Raw genomic sequence first — 18,235 nt, forward strand, 5'->3', positions numbered from 1 at the left:
AAGGCACAGGGAGATCGCCGTGAGCTACGAACACATCCTCTATGAGGTCAGCGACAGGATCGCGACCATCACGCTCAACCGCCCCGACCGCATGAATGCGTGGACCGCGATCATGGAGCGCGACGTGCGCCACGCGATGGAGGCGGCGGCCAACGACGACGACGTTCGCGTCATCGTGCTGACCGGCGCGGGCCGCGGCTTCTGCGCCGGCGCCGACATGGAAGCGCTGAAGGGGATCGACCCCAACGAGGTCAGGCGCGGCGAGAGCATCCCGTTCGACATGAATCGCCGCGCCGACTGGCAGACGCGCTACGCCTATTACCCTGCGATCAAGAAGCCCGTGATCGCGATGCTCAACGGCGCCACCGCCGGCATCGGCCTGGTCCACGCGCTGTATTGCGACCTGCGTTTCGCGGCCGACAGCGCGGTGTTCACCACCGCCTTCGCGCGGCGCGGCCTGATCGCCGAACACGGCATCAGCTGGATGCTGCCGCGCATCGTCGGTCACGCCAACGCGCTCGATCTGTTGATGTCGGCGCGGCGCGTGTCGGCTGCGGAGGCGCTGCGCATCGGCCTCGTCAACCGGCTCTCCTCGCCGGAGAAGCTGCGCGAGGAAACCTATGCCTATGCCCGCGATCTCGCCGATTTCGTCTCGCCGAGCGCGATTGCCGTGATCAAGCGCCAGGTCTACGACGTGCCGTTCCAGTCGCTCGCCGAAGCCACCATCGACGCCAACCGCGAGATGCAGATCGCGCTGAAGGGTAATGATTTCAGGGAAGGCGTGGCGAGCTTTGTGGAGAAGCGGCCGCCGAGGTTTACGGGGACGTGAGGGGGAGGCCGCCGGGCTAAAGTCGCCGGACACCACGCTTCGCCCTTCAGGCCCTGCGCGGCTGCGCCACGCGTAGCCCGAAGGGCGAAGCGTGGTGGAGCCAGGCGGGATCGAACCGCCGACCTCGTCATTGCGAACGACGCGCTCTCCCAGCTGAGCTATGGCCCCATTGCGGCCGGGTGTTGCTGAGTATCCCGGCCGTCAGTCGGGCGCCATTTACAGTCCCGCCCAAGGCCAAGTCAAGAACGCTGAAACAACGGTTTTCGGCCTTTCCCGCCGGGAACTTCCCTTGTTTGCGGGGGGATGAACCGATATTTAGAGCATGATCCGGACCCGGCGGGCCGCGTCAGCAAAAAATGCGTCGCGGCTTTCCGAAAAGATCCTGCTCAAACGAGAAGCGCGCTGGCGGCCCAGTCCGGTCCCGTTGCGCTTCACTTGGTCGTCCCACCCGCGAGCCCCCATCATATGCGCGCTGTTCTCGACATCGTCATCATCGTCCTCGACCTCTATGTCTGGCTCCTGATCGCCTCCGCCATCCTGTCCTGGCTGGTCGCTTTCAATGTGGTCAACACGCGCAACCAGTTCGTCTCCGCGGTGGCCGAGTTCCTGTACCGGATCACCGAGCCGGTGCTGCGGCCGATTCGCAACGTGATGCCGAGTCTGGGCGGGCTCGATATCTCGCCGATCATCGTGATCCTGATCATCATGTTCATCCAGCGGGTGATCGCCTATTACATCTATCCCAACGTGATCTGATCCTGCGCGAGGGCTGATGGATCCTTGGCGCTATTCCACCGGGGGCATCAGCATCGCGCTGCGCGTGACGCCGCGTGGCGGCCGCGACGACATCGACGGGATCGAGACGCTGGCCAATGGCCGCTCGGTGGTGAAGGTGCGGGTCCGCACCATTGCCGAGGGCGGTGAGGCCAACCGCGCGGTGACCGAGTTGCTCGCCAAGGCGCTCGGCGTGCCCAAGGCGAGGGTGAAGCTGCTGTCCGGCGCCACCTCGCGGCTGAAGCAGGTGGCGGTCGACGGCGACCCGAAGGGGCTTGGCGAAACATTGCGGAAGTTGACGGCGGCCGGGCCGCATCAGGAAACGAAGGACTGACATGACTGCCCGCATCATCGACGGAAAAGCCATCGCCGCTGAGCTTCGCGCCCGCGTCGCCGACGAGGTCGCCCGCGTCAAGCGCGACCATGCGCTGACGCCAGGGCTCGCCGTCGTGCTGGTCGGCCATGATCCGGCGAGCGAGGTCTATGTCCGCAGCAAGCACACCCAGACCCAGGCCGCCGGGATGGCCTCGTTCGAGCACAAGCTGCCGGAGGATGTGTCGCAGGCCGATCTCTTGGCGCTGATCGCACAGCTCAACCGCGATCCGAAGGTGCACGGCATCCTGGTGCAGCTGCCGCTGCCGAAATCGCTGCACACCGAAACCATCATCAATGCGATCGACCCGGCCAAGGACGTCGATGGCCTGCATCCGAACAATGCCGGCCGGCTCGCCGGCGGCCTCGCCGCGCTGTCGCCGTGCACGCCGCTCGGCTGCATCATCCTGACCAAGAGCGTGCACCCCTCGCTCGAGGGCATGAACGCGATCGTGATCGGCCGCTCCAATCTGGTCGGCCGCCCGCTGGTGCAATTGCTGCTGAACGAGAACGCGACGGTGACGATCGCGCATTCGCGCTCGCGCGATTTGCCAAAACTCTGCGCACAGGCCGATCTGGTCTATGCGGCGGTCGGCAAGCCCGAGATGGTGCGTGGCGACTGGCTGAAGCCCGGCGCGACCGTGATCGATGTCGGCATCAACCGCATTCCAGTGCCCGGCGGCAAGCCGAAGCTGGTCGGCGACGTCGCATTCCAGGAAGCGCTTGATGTCGCCGGGGCGATCACGCCGGTGCCCGGCGGCGTCGGGCAGATGACGGTGGCGTGCCTGTTGGTCAACACGCTGCGCGCCGCCTGCGCGATTGCCGGCCTGCCGGCGCCGGCGGTGTAGTCCGCCGTCATTCCGGAGCGCGCGAAGCGCGAATCCGGAATCTCGAGATACCGGGCTCGATGCTAACGCATCGCCCCGGAATGACGGCTACGCCGTCACTTTTTCTTCGCGCGCTCGATGCCTTCGAGGATCAGCTTGCGGGCTTCCTCGGCGTCGCCCCAGCGCAGCACCTTGACCCACTTGCCCTTCTCGAGATCCTTGTAGTGCTCGAAGAAGTGCTGGATCTGCTGCAGCGTGATGTCGGGCAGATCGTCGTAGTTCTGCACCTTGTCGTAGCGTTGGGTCAGCTTCGACGACGGCACCGCGATGATCTTCTCGTCACCGCCGGCCTCGTCTTCCATCAGCAGCACCCCGACCACGCGGACGCTCATCACCGCGCCCGGCACGATCGCGCGGGTGTTGACGATCAGCACGTCGCAGGGATCGCCGTCGCCCGACAGCGTGTGCGGGATGAAGCCGTAATTGCCGGGATAGCGCATCGGCGTGTAGAGGAAGCGGTCCACCACCAGTGTGCCGGCCTCCTTGTCCATCTCGTACTTGATGGGCTCGCCGCCGACGGCAACCTCGATGATGACGTTGACGTCGTGGGGCGGGTTTTTTCCGATCGATATGGCGTCGATACGCATGGATTGCTCCGCGTGGCCTTTGGAAGTTGAGAACGATGGGATTTCTTGCTTGGCGCCGCCAGGCCGCAAAACAGCTTCAAGCCCGGCCTTGGGAGCCGGGCTGGCCGTCGCGCGCAAACGCTCAGGCTGTTTAGCCTTGCTGCAGCTGCGAGAGAAGCAGGATTTTCAGTTGGTCCAGGCGAAAGCGACCTTGTCGAGCGACTTCGGCCCGAACCGCTCCGAGGAGCGCGCCACCATGCGGCCGCCCAGCGCGCGGTAAAACTCGGTCGCCGGCTCGTTGTCGGAGAGCGCCCAGATCACCATGGTCTTCAGGCCGCTCTGGAGGAGGTCGCGGCGGGCTGCGGCGAACAGCCGCCGGCCGAAGCCGAGGCCCTGGAATTCCGGCCGCAGATAGAGCTCGTAGATCTCGCCTTCGAAGTGCAGGCTGCGGGCGCGGTTGCGACCGTAATTGGCGTAGCCCGCGATCCTGTCGCCAAACACCAGCACGCTGACGCGGCTGCCCTTGCGGATGGCGCTGTCCCACCACTGCGGGCCACGGCGATTGATCAGCTTTTCGAGTTCGGCGCCGGGGATGATTCCCTGATACGCCGAGCGCCAGGCTTCGTCATGGGTAGACGCCACCGAGGCTGCGTCTGCAGCTTTGGCCGGCCGGACCTCGATTAGCGTTGTGCTCATGCTTGTAATCAAAGCAAGTCGGAGGGCCGCCTTCAAGGTCCATCGTTAATTATCGGTTAACGTGTGGATTTTCTGCATCAGTGTCATGAAAACTTGTACCGAAAGAGGACACTCGCCGGGTTCGCGGGACCGATCGCCGATCCCGGCCTGTGCAAAGCGTGGATCGCGAGCGCTGTATGACAATGCCGCAGCTCGGAAATAGGCCGTTCGGCGCTGATTCGTCGCAGGAATTTTGCGAGCGAATCCAGGCGCAACGCGGGTGCATCGCGCGTTCTGCTTCTGCGCCGCCGCAGTGGATTTCCGCGCGCGTCCGGCCTATGGCAGCGGCGGTATCTGTACGCGCCGAGACCGGCCTGATCACGAGCGGACCGCGATGACGCTCTACTTCCTGATCAAATACCTGCATGTGCTCGGCGCCATCGTGATCCTCGGCACCGGGACCGGCATCGCCTTCTTCATGCTGGCGGCGCATCGCACGCGCGATGCGGCCTTCATCGCGCGCACGGCGGCAACCGTCGTGGTCGCAGACATGATCTTCACGCTGAGCACCGTGCTGCTGCAGCCGGTGAGCGGCGGACTGCTCATGATGCTGTCGGCCACGAGCCTGACCGAGCGCTGGCTGCTGGTTTCACTGGCGCTCTACGCGCTGGCCGGCCTGTTCTGGATTCCTGTCATCTTCATGCAGAGGGAGATGCGCGATCTCGCGCAGGCGGCGGCCGAAAAAGGTCTTCCGCTGCCGCCGCGTTACGATGCGCTGTTTCGCCGCTGGTTCCTGTTCGGGATTCCCGGTTTCGGATCGGTGATGATCATCCTGTGGCTGATGATTGCGAAGCCTTTTTAGAGCATGATCCGGCTCCCATGAGTGACGATGCATCACACAATATCCTCGTGCTCGGCGCGTCGGGCCTGATCGGTCGCTATGTCACCGACGATCTGAGGGCGCGCGGCTTTCACGTGATCGGGATCGCGCGGCATTTCACGCCAGCACAGAAGATGAGTGCGGCCGACCTCGAGCTTCCCGTGATGTCGATGGATGCTGCGGCGCTGGCGCAGCTGCTTCGCACGCAGGAGGCGGACATCGTCGTCAATTGCCTCGGTGTTTTGCAGGATGGTCCCGGCAGCGACACAAGCGCGGTGCATCGCGACTTCGTGGCGCGGCTGCTGCAAGCGATCAGCGACAGCCATCGCGCCATCCGTCTCGTGCATATTTCGATTCCGGGCGCGGCTAGTGAGGATCGCACGGCCTTCAGCACCACCAAGCGCGAGGCCGAACGGCTGATCGCGGCGTCCGGGATCGCGCATGCGATCCTGCGCCCGGGCTTTGTCATCGCGCCTTCGGCCAATGGCGGCAGCGCCATGCTGCGCGCGCTGGCGGCGCTGCCGGTCGATCTGCCGGCCGACGAGGCGGCGACGCCGTTTCAGCCGGTCGCGGTCGAGGATATCGCCGCCACCATCGCCTGGCTCGCTTCGCGCGACGTCGCCGACGAGGCGGTGCGATCGGTGACATGGGATTTGATGCAGCCGCAGCCGATCTCGCTCGGCGGCGTCATCGCCCAGTTCCGCTGGTCGTTCGGCACGGCAAAACATTTTCGACTTCCGACGCCGCCGTTCCTGATCGGTCTCGGCGCCCGTCTCGGCGATCTCACGAGCCGCCTCGGGTGGATGCCGCCGCTGCGCTCCAATGCGATCGCCGAGCTGCGCCGCGGCGTCACCGGCGATCCCACGGCCTGGATGGAAGCAACCGGCATTGTGCCGCAGACCATCGCGCAGGTGGTTGGCGGGCGCCCCGCCACCGTTCAGGACAAATGGTTTGCGCGGCTGTTCCTGACCAAGGCGCTGATCTTCGCAAGCCTGGTGCTGTTCTGGGTCGCGTCCGGCTTCATCTCGCTGGTCATCTCCTACGACGCCGCAACCGGCATCCTGAGCGCGCACCATTTCCCGCCTGCCCTGGTCGGGCCGGTGACGGTGCTGACCAGCCTGATGGACATGAGCATCGGTGTGCTGATCGCCGTCCGCCGCACCGCGGCGTTTGGTCTTGTTGCAGGCATCGTCGCCTCGCTCGGCTACATGGCCGGATCTGCGATCCTGACGCCCGATCTCTGGATCGAGCCGCTTGGCGCGCTGGTGAAGACCGGGCCCGCGATCGTGCTGATGCTGGTGGCGCTGTTGACATTGGATAATCGATGAGCCGCTGGCCCGACGACGACGTAATCCTCTACGACGGCGTCTGCATCTTCTGCTCGCGCTGGGTCCGCTTCGTCGTCGCTCGCGACACAGCGCACCGCTTCCGCTTCACGCCGATCCAGTCCGACTACGGCACGCGGCTGGCAAAGACCTTCGGCATCGACTCCGAGGATCCCGACACCAACGCCGTGGTCCATGACGGCATCGCCTGGATGAAGTCGGACGCGGCGCTGACGGTGCTGAGCCATCTCCCCGGCTGGCGCTGGACCCGCGCGCTGTTCGCAGTCCCAAAGCCGCTGCGCGACGCGGTCTACAGCCTCATCGCCCGCAACCGCTACAAGATCTTCGGGAAGTACGAGACGTGTTTCGTGCCGGATGCCGATATGCGGGCGAGGGTGCTGGAGTAGTTTTCGCCGTCATTGCGAGCGGAGCGAAGCAATCCATACTGCCACAAGCGGAGAGATGGATTGCTTCGCTCCGCTCGCAATGACGATGCTGCTATTTGCGCGGCAAAGCCGCCAACACTTCCTTCGCCGCCCGCTCTCCGCTGTCCCGCGCGCCATGCGCGGTCGAGAAGAAATGCGGCGAAGTGGCTTCGCCTGCGAAGAACAGCCGGCCGTCGACCGGTGCGGCCAGCACGGCGCGCTTGTCGGCGTGACCGGGCAATGCGTGCGAGTAGGAGCCGCGGGCGAACGGGTCGTGGGCCCAGCGGGATTCGCTGAGCGGCTTCAGCTTGCGGCGGAAATCATTGCCGAGGAAGGAGACGATCTCGTCGATGCTGTGCGCGGCAATGGCGCCGTCGCCGGCGTCTTCGAGCTCTCGCGCGAAACGGCCGCCGAAGAAGCCCTCGATGCAGGGCTGGCCGAACGGACGGATGTGGTAGGTGCCCATCTCGGTGCGCATGGTGGCGCCGCGCAGATTGCCTTCCTTGGGCAGCGCCTCGGGCTCGGCGAGCGCCAGCGTCACCTTATCGGCAAGGCCGAGCGGCAGGCCGCGCGCAGCATCGAGCTTGTCCGGCAGCGCGGGCGAAAAGCGGATCGCCTCAATGGCGATCAGATTGGTCGGCACGGTGACGATGACCTTGTCCGCCTCAAGCGCGCCGCGCGAGGTCTCGATGCGGAGGCGCGGGCCCGCGTGATCGATCAGCCGGACCTCGCAGTTGCGCGCGACCGATACCTGCTCGCCATAGGCTGCGACCAGCGCGCCATAGCCGCGCCTGACGCGCCAATTGACGTTGCTGTCCTCATAGGCGTCGAAGTCGAGGATCGAGAGCTGGTCGAGCTCGCAGCCATTCACATAGGTCGAGATCGCATCGATCATCGGGTTCCAGCGGTTGCCGGGCTCGAGATAGCGATCGGCTGAGCCATCCTTGTCGCCGCGCGCGGCCTGCTCGATGCGTTCGTAGAACTGGTCGAGCGCAAGCATGAACGCGTCGCGATCGGCCTGCGGGAACGCCTTGCCGTAGGCGCGCTCGCGCCACGGCGGCAGGTCCTTGTTGAGCTCGAAGCCGAGTTGCTCGGCGATGCCGACAAAGCTGTTCTGGTCGGCCGAATGCAGCCAGCCGCAGCCGACGTCGAACACCACGTCGGGCGCGGCCTGGATCGTATGCGCGCGGCCGCCGAGACGGTCGCGGGCTTCCAGGACGATGGTGGAAAGGCCGGTGCCCTTCAGCGCATGCGCGGCGCCGAGGCCGGCGGCGCCGGCGCCGATGATGGCAACATCGACCGTGGAAGGGAGGGAACTCATGTCCCGGCTCTAGCACGTCTGGAAAGACGCCTGAAGTCACCACGCGCATGACTGTCATCACCCGCGAAACCGGGTGATCAAGTATTCCAGAGACAGGGGAGATCGAGCCGATAGGCCGCGGCGTACTGATTGCCCCGGTCAAGCCGGGGCACGACAGATTGGGCTTACGCTACAGCCTCTTTGGCCTTTTCGGCGCGCTTGCGCTCGTTCGGATCGAGATGCTTCTTGCGCAGCCGGATCGACTTCGGCGTCACCTCGACGAGCTCGTCGTCCTCGATATAGGCGAGCGCCTTTTCCAGGGTCATGCGGATCGGCGGCGTCAGGCGCACCGCTTCGTCCTTCGAGGTGGTGCGGATGTTGGTGAGCTGCTTGCCCTTCAGCACGTTGATCTCGAGGTCGTTGTCGCGGGTGTGCTCGCCGACGATCATGCCCTTGTAGACCTTCCAGCCCGGCTCGATCATCATCGGGCCGCGGTCTTCCAGCTTGAACATGGCGTAGGCAACCGCCTCGCCCTGGTCGTTGGAGATCAGCACGCCGTTGCGGCGGCCCTGGATCTCGCCCTTATAGGCGGCATAGCCGTGGAAAATGCGGTTCATGATCGCGGTGCCGCGGGTGTCGGTGAGCAGTTCGCCCTGGTAGCCGATCAGGCCGCGGGTCGGCGCGTAGAACACCAGCCGCAGGCGGTTGCCGCCGGACGGGCGCATCTCGATCATCTCGGCCTTGCGCTCGCTCATCTTCTGCACGACGACGCCGGAATGCTCCTCGTCGACGTCGATCACGACCTCTTCGATCGGCTCCTGCCAGGCGCCGGTCGCCTCGTCCTTCTGCAGCACGACGCGCGGGCGCGACACCGAGAGCTCAAAGCCCTCGCGGCGCATGGTCTCGATCAGGATCGCGAGCTGCAATTCGCCGCGGCCGGAGACTTCCATGGAGTCCTTGTCGGAGGCCTCGACGACGCGCAGCGCGACATTGCCCTCGGCCTCGCGCAGCAGGCGGTCGCGGATCATGCGCGAGGTCACCTTGTCGCCTTCGGTGCCGGCGAGCGGCGAGTTGTTGACGATGAACGACATCGACACCGTCGGCGGGTCGATCGGCTGCGCGGTCAGCGGCGCCTCGACGCTGGGATCGCAGAAGGTGTCGGCGACGGTGCCCTTGGTGAGGCCCGCGATCGCGACGATATCGCCGGCGTCGGCTTCCTCCAGCGGGGTGCGCTCGATGCCGCGGAAGGCGAGGATTTTGGTGATACGGCCCTGCTCAATGGTCTTGCCGTCGGCGCCAAGCACCTTCACGGCCTGGTTCGGCTTGATGGAGCCAGATGAGATGCGGCCGGTGATGATGCGGCCGAGATAGGGGTTGGCTTCGAGGATGGTGCCGATCATGCGGAACGGGCCCTCTTCGACCTTCGGCGGCGCGACGTGGCGCACGATCAGGTCGAACAGCGGCTGCATGCCGGCGTCATGCGAAGCTTCCGGGCTGTCGCCCATCCAGCCCTGCTTGGCCGACCCGTACAGGATCGGGAAGTCGAGCTGCTCCTCGGAGGCATCGAGTGCGGCGAACAGGTCGAACACCTCGTTGATGACTTCGGTCGGGCGTGCGTCGGGGCGGTCGACCTTGTTGATCACGACGATCGGCTTCAGTCCGACCTTGAGCGCTTTCGACACCACGAATTTGGTCTGCGGCAGCGGGCCCTCGGCGGCATCGACCAGCACCAGCGCGCCGTCCACCATGTTGAGGATGCGCTCGACCTCGCCGCCGAAATCGGCGTGGCCGGGGGTGTCGACGATGTTGATGCGGGTATCTTTCCACTGCACCGAGGCCGCCTTGGCCAGGATGGTGATGCCGCGCTCGCGCTCCAGATCGTTGGAGTCCATGGCGCGCTCGGTGACCTTCTGGTTCTCGCGATAGGTCCCGGATTGTTGCAGCAGGCGGTCGACGAGCGTGGTCTTGCCGTGGTCGACGTGGGCGATGATGGCGACGTTACGAAGGTTCATGGCTCTTCTTCTGGTCGTGCAATGGTTAGATGCGCGATCTCGCCGGACCAGTTTGGCCGGCCGCTCGCTCACGTGGCCCAATCGGGGCCCGGATCACGCTCATACCCAAGAAATTTGACGGGGACGCATCACCCCAAAAAGGAAGCCCGGTCAGAGGACCGGGCACCTTGCGCGTTGCGGCGCAATATAGTCAGAAAACGCCAAAAAACAACGGTTTATTGGCGGTTTAAGTGCCTGATTTTCGCTCCGGAACCCGGTTTTAAGGGGCTTTTGCGGGTCGAATCCGGCGTCATTTCCGAGAAAGCGCCTGGAGGATCAATGTCAGCCCGGCAAAAGCGAGGCAGACCACGATGATGGTAGCCGGATTGACGTTGGCTCCGGGCCCCATCGCGACGCTGATGACGACGCAGAGGACGCCGGGGATCAGCAGGAGCACCCCTACCACCAGCATGAAAGCGGTCAGGCAGCCGTTGCGCCAATGCGGTTCCAGGGGCCCTGTTCGGCAGTGGTGAATCAACGTTGTTCATCAAGGGTGGTTCTAGCTGCCCTTGATCGCGGCGCGGACCAGCATCACGCCGGCAAAGCAGACCGCGAGCCCGAGCAGGATCAGGAAGAAGACGGAGGGATCTGGCCTCGATTCGGTCAGGCCGCCGAACCCGAACAGCAGGGCGCAGAGCCCGGGCAGCAACAGGAACAACCCGAACAGCGCCATGAACGCGGTGGCGCAGCCGCCACGTCGCGGTGGGAGCGGCGGAGGGAGGTCCGTCCCTGGCGACTGCGCTGGTGCAGGCGGCACGGGAGGGGGATTGGTCTCGCTCATGGCAGTTGGTCCACCAGTGGGTTCGTGACGCGAGCCGTACCTAGAGCCTTTCCCGTTCCGATTGAATCGGAACGGGGCTCTAGATTGTTGTTTTGACGCGTTTTCTTCACGCGAACCGGTATCCACTTCGCTCGAAAACGCTCTAGGAGCCAGGTCTGCGGATGGCCCACCAGATCAGGGCCACGCCGAAGCACGCCACAAGCAGGCAGGCGGCGACGAACTGAAGATCATCAGACGCCGTCTTGGCGATGCCGGCAAATACGAAGAGCAGCGCGCAGAGGCCGGGCAGCAGCAGAATGACGCCAGCGACGATCATCAGCGCGGTCACGCAGCCGTTGCGCTGCGCCGGAGGGCGTGACGGAGGCGAGGGGGACGCGCCGGTATCGCTCACCTTGGCACCTCCTCCTCCGTCAGCCGTGCCTCCAGGTAGGTCTGCCCGGCCAGGCGCGCACGGATGCCGTCGATCAGCCCATTGCGATAGAACAGATTGTAGGTGTCGAACGGGATGATCGCGCCGCTTTCGGTGACGAAGTGGATGCAGCTTCGCTTGACGTTGCCGACGCAGAAATTGAAACGATCGAGAAACTGCACGATGGTGACGCGGAACACGTTCTCGTAAGTCAGGCCGTCCGGCACCTCGAAGCTCGGCAGGCAGCAGAGCAATTCGCAGACCCGCTCGCTGGTGTTCAGCGGCCCCGACGAGAGCGAGAACAGGTCGACGAATTTCTCGCGCAGCACCGGATATTTCTCCGGGCTGATCGTGTTGGGCATCACGGCGATGAGCTGCTCCTGCGGGATCAGCGAGGTCAGCGGCAGCACCTTGTCGCCGTTGCGCAGGCCGTAGCCGATCGAGATGCTCTCGGGATTGCACGGCAGCGGGATCATGTCGTCAGCGCCGAATACTCCGGTCTCGATCACGCGCTGGCGGATCTCCGACAGCATGATGCGGTCGGTGTCCTCGTTGAAATCCTCGTTGCGGCCGGCGTCCTGCACCGGCTGCAGCGTGACGCCGCGGACGCAGGTCCAGGTCAGCGCGTGACGGACGATGTCGCCGATTTCGGTGTCGTTGACGCCGCGCTTGATGGTCGCGACCAGCGTGGTCGAGACGCCCTCACGCTCGAGATTCTCCAGCGCCTGCTGGCGGATCTTGCGTAAGTCCGCGCCGCGCAGGTTGACCAGCGCGTCACGTTTGAGCGAATCGAACTGCAGATAGACCTCCAGCCCGCGCTTGTTCTCGGCGAGCTTGGCCACGAAGTCCGGCTCGCGCGCGATTCTGAGGCCGTTGGTATTGATCATGACGTGGCGGATCGGGCGGGCGCGCACCGCATCCAGAATGGCAAAGAAATCCGGATGCAGCGTCGGCTCGCCACCGGAGATTTGCACCAAATCGGGCTCGCCCTCGCTTGCGACCAGCGCGTCCAGCATTTTCTCGATCTTCGCCAGCGGCGTGAAGCTGGTCCGCGCCGGCGAGGAATTGGCAAAGCACACCGGGCAAGTCAGGTTGCAGTGCTCGGTGATCTCGATCAGCGCCAGACAGGAGTGCTGCTCGTGATCGGGGCACAGCCCGCAATCATAGGGGCAGCCGAATTCGGTGTGGCGCTGGAACGCGAGCGGCCGGTCGCCGGGCTTGATGAAATCCTTGCACAGCCGCCAATAGGCCTGGTCGGTCGAGACCAAGGTCGACTGCACGCCGTGCTGCTTGCAGCGCTTCTCGTACCAGACCTCGTTGCCTGATATCTGGATCTTGGTCGGCACCAGGGTCAGGCAGGTTTCGCAAAGCGATTGGGTCTGGCCCCAGAAGATGTAAGGGCGGGACTTACGCAGCGGCGCGTTCATGCTTCACACTCACATTCGGGGCCGTCGCCAGCATGACGGCGGCATAAACCATGACAAACAGCGACAGCAGGTGGAACAGCGAGAACGGGCCGATCAGCGCGCCGTAGGGCTTGATGAACTCCCATGCGAAGCGCTGCAGGCCGTAGTAGAACAGCACGAGGTAGAATCCATTGGTGATGACAGCGGCGTTGCGGTTCAAAACGGCCCGGACATAGAAGGCGGCGAACGCCGCCATCGCCAGGCTTTCATAGAGCTGCACCGGATGGCGCAGGATGCCGTCGCCGAAATCGTGGCCCCAGGGCAGCGTGGTCGGCGTGCCATAGGTGAAATCCTCGAGGCCAGCGAAATAGCAGCCGAGCCGGCCGACCGCGACGCCGATCGCAAGCGGCAGCGCGAAGCGCGCCCCGGTGCGCAGTGAAATGCCGTGCAGCCATTTGTAGAGCTCGATCGCGACGATGCCGCCGGCCAGCGCCCCCTCGACCGAGCGGGCGATGCCGGACATGCCCGAGAACCACAGGTTCAGCGTGCCGAAGATGTAGGCGCCGATGCCGGCGCCGAACACCAGCGCGGCGATATATGTCAGCTCGAACGATTGCCGCGGGAATTGCAGCCCCCGCACCCGGGACAGCCACCACATCGCCCCGGCGGCCGCGCACCATGCTGCGACGTCGAAAACGGCGTGAAGTTCAGCCCCACTCATGAGGCGAGTGTAGCGCGAATTTCGCGTTGGGCGATATAGGTTCTCCCTCTCCCCGTTCCCACGGGTCGAGACGAGCGTAGCTCGCTCTTAGAGGGTTGGGGTGAGGGGCTGCCTCCGCGACCGCGATGAGACCCGCACCCCCTCACCCGCAAGCGGAGCGGGGTGAGCCGTGTGCCAGCCTAGGGCGTGTACTCATAAATCCGTTCCCCGCATGTGCAGGGAATCGCGAGGTCCGGATGGCCCTCCAAAGCAGGCGTCGAACGACACCCAAGTGAGCGTCCGCTAAGGGCCATCAGGCGACATTAGCAGTGTGGCCCGGTCACCCGATCCGTCGTACAATATCTCGTCGGTTGGGGTGAGAGCCATGGTGCAGGAGCGGCCATTCCCTGTCGAGCGCAGGTTGTCTGCGATATTGGCCGCCGATGTGGCTGGCTATTCGCGGCTCATGCACGATGACGAAGAGCCGACACACGCCAAATTGACTGCGCTCTTGGCGGACGCTGTTGTGCCAGCAATCGCTGAACACGGTGGACGTATCGTGAAGAACACCGGCGATGGATTCTTGGCGGAGTTTACAAGCTCAGTTGAGGCAGTCCGAGCCGCCGTACAGTTTCAGACCCGCATCAAGGAACTTTCAATCCACGAGAAGGAAGACAGGCGCGTTTCCTTCCGAGTGGGCGTCAACATCGGCGACGTCATCGTCGAGGCCCATGACATATTTGGAGACGGCGTTAACATCGCGGCGCGGCTCGAGGGCATCGCAGAGGCTGGCGGCATCTGCATCTCGTCTTCTGCCTACGATCAAGTAAGGGGCAAGGTGGGGGTTCAGTTCGCCGATTTGGGCGACCAGAACTTCAAAAACATCGCCCGCCCGGTCCGGACCTATGCCGTGATCTGGGATGAACTCGGCTTAACGACACGGTCCAATCGCACGGAATCGATCGCCCTTTCGCCGCCTCGTCTTTCCATCGTTGTGCTGCCGTTCGCCAACCTCAGCGGCGATCCCGAACAAGACTATTTCGTCGATGGTGTAACCGAGAACTTAACAACGGACTTGTCGCGCATCGGTGGCTTGTTCGTAATCGCCCGGAACAGCGCGTTCTCGTACAAGGGCAACACAATCGACGTACGGCAAGTCGGTCGCGAGCTGAACGTCCGGTACGTGCTTGGAGGTTCCGTGCAGCTCAGCGGCAAGCGGCTTCGAGTGAACGTGCAGCTCATCGATGCCGAAAGCCGCAAACATCTTTGGGCCGAGCGCTTCGAAAAGCCTGTCGCCGATCTTTTCGACATGCAGGACGAAATCGTATCGAGGCTCGCCAACTCGTTAGGTGCCCAGCTCGTTGTAGCCGAGGCACGAACAGCGGAGCGGTCGCCGCATCCCGACGCAGTAGACCTGTTCTTTCAGGGTACTGCTTGTTTCTACAAGGGACCGACACTTGAGCACGCGACCCGGGCGCGCAGCTTTTTTGAGCGTGCCTTGGTGATCGATCCCCGAGGGGTCGGAGCGATTTGGGCGTTGATCGGCATGGCAAACGTCGATCTAACCGTGGGAGCCGACCTGTTAACGGACGAAGGGGCCGCGCTCCTTTCGGCAGCCGAAGCGAACGCGATCAAAGCACTTTCAATATCCCCCAACGCTGCAATGGCCCGCCTGATACTGGCTCTCGTGTACATTAACACAAACCGCGCCGCACAAGGGATTGCCGAATGCGACCAGGCATTAGCGCTTAATCGCAATTTGGCTTATGCTCATGGCGCTATTGGTTTAGCCAAACTCTATATGGGTTGTCCTACCGAGACTGAAGGCCACGTATTCGAGGCTCTCCGTCTGTCCCCTCGCGATCTCGTTGCCAACCGGTTGATGCGGTTTGTGGGCGTGGCAAAACTACATATCGGTGCGGATACCGAAGCCGTCAGTTGGCTGCGACGAAGCATTGAGGCTAACCGCACTCATGCTCCCGCCCATTTTTCGCTCGCCGCTGCCTTGGGCTTGCTCGGCGCGCTGGATGAGGCGCGAACAGCTGCGAAAGCGGGATTTGCGCTCAACCCAAGCTTTACGATCCGCCGCTTGCGCGTCGCCAAAATAAGCGACAATCCTATTTATCTCGCCGGACAAGAGCGCCTTTGTGAGGGCATGCGCATAGCCGGGGTGCCGGAGGGGTGTGATGTCGGAGATGGGTTATAAGCCGCCTATGACGACCGAACTGGGCAACTTCTGTTTTGTGACTGGAAGCTGACGTTTATGAGTACGCGCCCTAGTTCGTCGGATTGTCCTCGCTCGGATACACCCCGCGCAGCACTTCCTCGAAATGATCCTTCACCGCCTCGTTGCACAGGCAGGAGCGCAGCTTGAGCTTGTCCGGGTCGCGGATCACGATCGCGCCGCGGCGCGTGTCGAGCACGCCCTCCGCCTTGAAGTTCTGGATCACGCGGCTGGTGTAGCTGCGGCCGACGCCGAGCAAGGTCGAGAGCTGCTCATGCGTCAGCGGCACCACGCCGTCGCCATTGGTGCGCTCGATCGCCGAGATGATCCATTTCGCGGCGCGCTGCTCGATCGAGTGGATCGCATTGCAGGCGGTCGACTGGAAGATCTGCGCCAGCATGCAGTCGGCATAGCGCGCGAAGATGTTGCGCACCGAGATCGACTTCAGCTTGGCGGCATCGAGCCTGCTGATCGGCAGCCGCACGAACGGCCCGCCAAACTTGACGGTGATGCGGGTATAGGCCGGCAGGAATCCCTGGCTGACGATGCCGCCGACCGCGCCCTCGCGGCCGACCAGGATGGTCTCCACATCGCGCCCGTCCTCATTGGCCACCATGTAGGACGCAAGGCTCGGCCCGCATGGGAAATGCACGATCTGAACGTCGTCGCCGGGATTGTAGAGCAGGTCGCCGGCCGCCGCCTCGACCACCGCAAGGTGCGGCGCGATCAGCTCGTAGTCGGCGGCATTCAGCCGGCGCAACAGGTTGTTGAATGGCCGGTCGTTCGTCCCGGCCAGATCGGTCCGTTTGGCAATCATTGGAAAATCCTGACGACCCAACGCCGACCATACTGAAAAAGTTCCCACTTTTATGTGCACTAGTGAACAGACGCGGCAGCTTGCGATGTGATGGGTTTCATTCCGGGAACAGCCGGCGTGCTTTCGGGCGCCGGTCGCGGGCCATCCGGCCGGACTGATCCGGTCTCTCATCCATCATCGAAGCAATGGACACCGAGCCATGGAATCCGCCCCCAATGCCGGCATGCCCGGTGACGTTCTCGTGGTCGAGGACGATCCGATCATCTCGCTCTATTTCGAGGACACCATCCTGGGCTTCGGCGCCCGGACGGTGCGCACCGCGGCGAACGTTGCCCGCGCGCTCGAATTGATCGCCGAGCGCGCGCCGGATTTCGCGCTGCTCGACGTCGGCCTCGTCAGGGGCGAGATGACCTTCGCGATCGCCGAACGGCTCGATGCGCTGAAGGTGCCGTTCGCGTTCGTCACGGGCTATGGCGCCGATATCAGGCTGCCGGCATCGCTCGTCGGCAAGCCGCGGCTGACCAAGCCGTGTTCGAGCGAAGCGCTCGAAGCCGCGCTGAGAAATGGGCACTGACCGATCGCCAGGCTTCGGCCTCGCCGTCGGCGCGTTCGTCGTCTACCATCCGCCTGTCGGATTCGGCGACGCACCGGCCTTGGGAAGCCGTCATGGCGATCAGGACATCTGCCGCTGCGTCCGCAGCGGCGCTATCTCTCGGGCTGCTGCTCGCGCCGCCGCTCGCCTCGACCGTCGTCGGTAGCTTCGTGTCTCAGGCCAGTGCCGAGCCTGCCGCACTCACGAGCGAGCAATCGGTCGCGCTGAAGGCCTACGACGTTGCCTTGAAGAACTTCGTCTCGATCCTGCGCCAGCGGCGCGCGCAGATCGATTCCCATCAGCCTCTGCCGGACCTGCCGGGCCAGGCCGTCTACCTTGCCCGTGTCGAGATGATGAGCGCCTACAAGGATCTCACCGATGCGCTTCCGTCCAGGATTGGAAAACCCAACAGATTTGGGATCCCTCCGGCCTATTTCGACGCCGACAATGAGCCGCTGCTCGATGAGTACCGGAAGCTGTTCGACGTGATGGAGGCGCCGCCCGCCGCCGCGCAAAGCTCCGAGACGCCATTCAAGGACGTGGTCGACCTCGCGACGGTGATCGCGCGCGCCAGGGGTCTGGATGTCGCTGACGCCGCCGTCGCCGGCCGGATCAGCCTCGGCCTGTTCTTTGCCGAGACAAACGGCAGGCAAAATGCCGGAAATGCGCGGTCGAACACCTACAAGGGCAGCCTGCAGACCGGTCCGTCCGAAGATCGCAACGGTCGAAAGAAGTGGGCCGCCATCAAGCCATCGATCGCGGCCCTCGATCCTGCGCTGAGCGGTCGCGACGATGTGGAAGAAGCGCGAATCGGCAATCTCGATCACCGGTTCAATCACTGGACCGCGGTGCGCGATGCGCTGATGAACGCGCACGCGGATATTTTCCCGCAGGTCCCGGCGATCGCAAAGGCCCTGCCCAATCCGATCGATCAGATGAAGCTCTTTGAGCTCATCCAGATCATTCCCAGCCCGACCAGATCAGCGCTGAAATCAGGCGACCTCGTCAATTACAGAATTTCCGAGCCCAGGATCATGGGATATCTGCGGAACAACAGCGTCTTCGCCTTCGGCCGGGTCGACCGGGCAAGGACATCTGCGAGCTTCCGCGAAATCCTCGATGCGATGTGGCTGTTCAGCCCCAAGTTCGAACAGGCGCTGGCCAAATTCGCGGAGATCAAGGCCGGCAAACCGGGCTGAGCCGGGAGGTGCTGATCGCTCGG

20 protein-coding genes and 1 tRNA gene are annotated in these 18,235 nt (G+C 64.0%); 10 read left to right on the forward strand and 11 right to left on the reverse strand.

What is annotated here, in order from left to right; genetic code table 11:
• The first annotated feature begins 19 nt into the window (after positions 1–19).
• Positions 20–829, forward strand: coding sequence for an enoyl-CoA hydratase (locus tag ACE103_RS00465; RefSeq protein ID WP_375777917.1), 810 nt, complete (start codon positions 20–22; stop codon positions 827–829).
• A gap of 92 nt (positions 830–921) precedes the next feature.
• Here the strand turns inward: ACE103_RS00465 and ACE103_RS00470 are convergent.
• Positions 922–997, reverse strand: a tRNA-Ala gene (locus tag ACE103_RS00470).
• 297 nt (positions 998–1,294) lie between these two features.
• On the opposite strand from ACE103_RS00470, the gene ACE103_RS00475 reads away from it, so the two are divergent.
• From ACE103_RS00475 to folD, 3 genes are read left to right on the forward strand one after another with little or no spacing between them, the layout of a single operon-like run.
• A complete protein-coding gene (locus tag ACE103_RS00475) occupies positions 1,295–1,585 on the forward strand; it encodes a YggT family protein (RefSeq protein WP_097676856.1) in 291 nt (96 codons plus the stop codon).
• Between the two features lie 16 nt (positions 1,586–1,601).
• On the forward strand, positions 1,602–1,937 hold the full coding sequence (locus ACE103_RS00480; protein ID WP_375777918.1) for a DUF167 domain-containing protein: 336 nt from the start codon (positions 1,602–1,604) through the stop codon (positions 1,935–1,937).
• A gap of 1 nt (position 1,938) precedes the next feature.
• Positions 1,939–2,823, forward strand: coding sequence for a bifunctional methylenetetrahydrofolate dehydrogenase/methenyltetrahydrofolate cyclohydrolase FolD (gene folD, locus ACE103_RS00485; protein WP_375777919.1), 885 nt, complete (start codon positions 1,939–1,941; stop codon positions 2,821–2,823).
• Positions 2,824–2,918: 95 nt separating this feature from the next.
• Here folD and ppa read toward each other — a convergent pair whose 3' ends face one another.
• Positions 2,919–3,449, reverse strand: coding sequence for an inorganic diphosphatase (ppa, locus tag ACE103_RS00490; protein ID WP_223971112.1), 531 nt, complete (start codon positions 3,447–3,449; stop codon positions 2,919–2,921).
• A 165-nt stretch (positions 3,450–3,614) separates the two neighbouring features.
• Positions 3,615–4,124 carry a GNAT family N-acetyltransferase gene (locus tag ACE103_RS00495; RefSeq protein WP_092121284.1) on the reverse strand — a complete coding sequence of 170 codons (510 nt, stop codon included), beginning with the start codon at positions 4,122–4,124 and terminating at the stop codon, positions 3,615–3,617.
• Positions 4,125–4,497: 373 nt separating this feature from the next.
• Here ACE103_RS00495 and ACE103_RS00500 point away from each other — a divergent pair, with 373 nt between their 5' ends.
• The 3 genes from ACE103_RS00500 to ACE103_RS00510 are packed head-to-tail and all read left to right on the forward strand — an operon-like array spanning position 4,498 to position 6,715.
• The gene (locus tag ACE103_RS00500; RefSeq protein ID WP_375777920.1) at positions 4,498–4,965 is read left to right on the forward strand and encodes a DUF2269 family protein; all 468 of its coding nucleotides are present in this window, start codon (positions 4,498–4,500) and stop codon (positions 4,963–4,965) included.
• Positions 4,966–4,982: 17 nt separating this feature from the next.
• Positions 4,983–6,311, forward strand: a complete 1,329-nt coding sequence (locus ACE103_RS00505; RefSeq protein ID WP_375777921.1) for an SDR family oxidoreductase — start codon at positions 4,983–4,985, stop codon at positions 6,309–6,311.
• Entirely contained in the window at positions 6,308–6,715 is a 408-nt protein-coding gene (locus ACE103_RS00510; RefSeq protein WP_375777922.1) for a thiol-disulfide oxidoreductase DCC family protein, read from the forward strand. Before ACE103_RS00505 ends, ACE103_RS00510 begins: the two co-directional genes overlap by 4 nt.
• Before the next feature lie 91 nt (positions 6,716–6,806).
• Here the strand turns inward: ACE103_RS00510 and ACE103_RS00515 are convergent, their stop codons facing one another.
• The 7 genes from ACE103_RS00515 to ACE103_RS00545 all read right to left on the reverse strand — a co-directional run bounded on the left by ACE103_RS00515 (position 6,807) and on the right by ACE103_RS00545 (position 13,401).
• Complete coding sequence (locus ACE103_RS00515; RefSeq protein ID WP_375777923.1) at positions 6,807–8,054, reverse strand: flavin monoamine oxidase family protein; 1,248 nt, start codon at positions 8,052–8,054, stop codon at positions 6,807–6,809.
• Positions 8,055–8,218: 164 nt separating this feature from the next.
• Entirely contained in the window at positions 8,219–10,045 is a 1,827-nt protein-coding gene (gene typA, locus ACE103_RS00520) for a translational GTPase TypA (RefSeq protein WP_166213197.1), read from the reverse strand.
• A 289-nt stretch (positions 10,046–10,334) separates the two neighbouring features.
• Entirely contained in the window at positions 10,335–10,481 is a 147-nt protein-coding gene (locus ACE103_RS00525; protein WP_223971095.1) for a hypothetical protein, read from the reverse strand.
• Positions 10,482–10,583: 102 nt separating this feature from the next.
• Positions 10,584–10,865 carry a hypothetical protein gene (locus tag ACE103_RS00530; protein ID WP_375777924.1) on the reverse strand — a complete coding sequence of 94 codons (282 nt, stop codon included), beginning with the start codon at positions 10,863–10,865 and terminating at the stop codon, positions 10,584–10,586.
• Between the two features lie 142 nt (positions 10,866–11,007).
• Positions 11,008–11,256 carry a hypothetical protein gene (locus tag ACE103_RS00535; protein ID WP_223971091.1) on the reverse strand — a complete coding sequence of 83 codons (249 nt, stop codon included), beginning with the start codon at positions 11,254–11,256 and terminating at the stop codon, positions 11,008–11,010.
• The gene (locus ACE103_RS00540; RefSeq protein ID WP_375777925.1) at positions 11,253–12,701 is read right to left on the reverse strand and encodes a radical SAM protein; all 1,449 of its coding nucleotides are present in this window, start codon (positions 12,699–12,701) and stop codon (positions 11,253–11,255) included. The genes ACE103_RS00535 and ACE103_RS00540 overlap by 4 nt, the downstream gene beginning before the upstream one ends.
• Positions 12,682–13,401 carry a prolipoprotein diacylglyceryl transferase gene (locus ACE103_RS00545; protein WP_375777926.1) on the reverse strand — a complete coding sequence of 240 codons (720 nt, stop codon included), beginning with the start codon at positions 13,399–13,401 and terminating at the stop codon, positions 12,682–12,684. The genes ACE103_RS00540 and ACE103_RS00545 overlap by 20 nt, the downstream gene beginning before the upstream one ends.
• Before the next feature lie 364 nt (positions 13,402–13,765).
• On the opposite strand from ACE103_RS00545, the gene ACE103_RS00550 reads away from it, so the two are divergent.
• Positions 13,766–15,586: an adenylate/guanylate cyclase domain-containing protein gene (locus ACE103_RS00550; RefSeq protein WP_375777927.1), complete on the forward strand. Its 1,821-nt coding sequence runs from the start codon at positions 13,766–13,768 to the stop codon at positions 15,584–15,586.
• Between the two features lie 70 nt (positions 15,587–15,656).
• Here ACE103_RS00550 and ACE103_RS00555 read toward each other — a convergent pair whose 3' ends face one another.
• A complete protein-coding gene (locus ACE103_RS00555; RefSeq protein WP_375777928.1) occupies positions 15,657–16,421 on the reverse strand; it encodes a Crp/Fnr family transcriptional regulator in 765 nt (254 codons plus the stop codon).
• A 199-nt stretch (positions 16,422–16,620) separates the two neighbouring features.
• On the opposite strand from ACE103_RS00555, the gene ACE103_RS00560 reads away from it, so the two are divergent.
• On the forward strand, positions 16,621–16,995 hold the full coding sequence (locus ACE103_RS00560; RefSeq protein ID WP_375777929.1) for a response regulator: 375 nt from the start codon (positions 16,621–16,623) through the stop codon (positions 16,993–16,995).
• Positions 16,996–17,087: 92 nt separating this feature from the next.
• Entirely contained in the window at positions 17,088–18,212 is a 1,125-nt protein-coding gene (locus ACE103_RS00565; RefSeq protein WP_375777930.1) for a hypothetical protein, read from the forward strand.
• Positions 18,213–18,235 lie beyond the last annotated feature (23 nt).

The organism is Bradyrhizobium sp. ma5, from assembly GCF_042258955.1.
GTDB lineage: Bacteria > Pseudomonadota > Alphaproteobacteria > Rhizobiales > Xanthobacteraceae > Bradyrhizobium.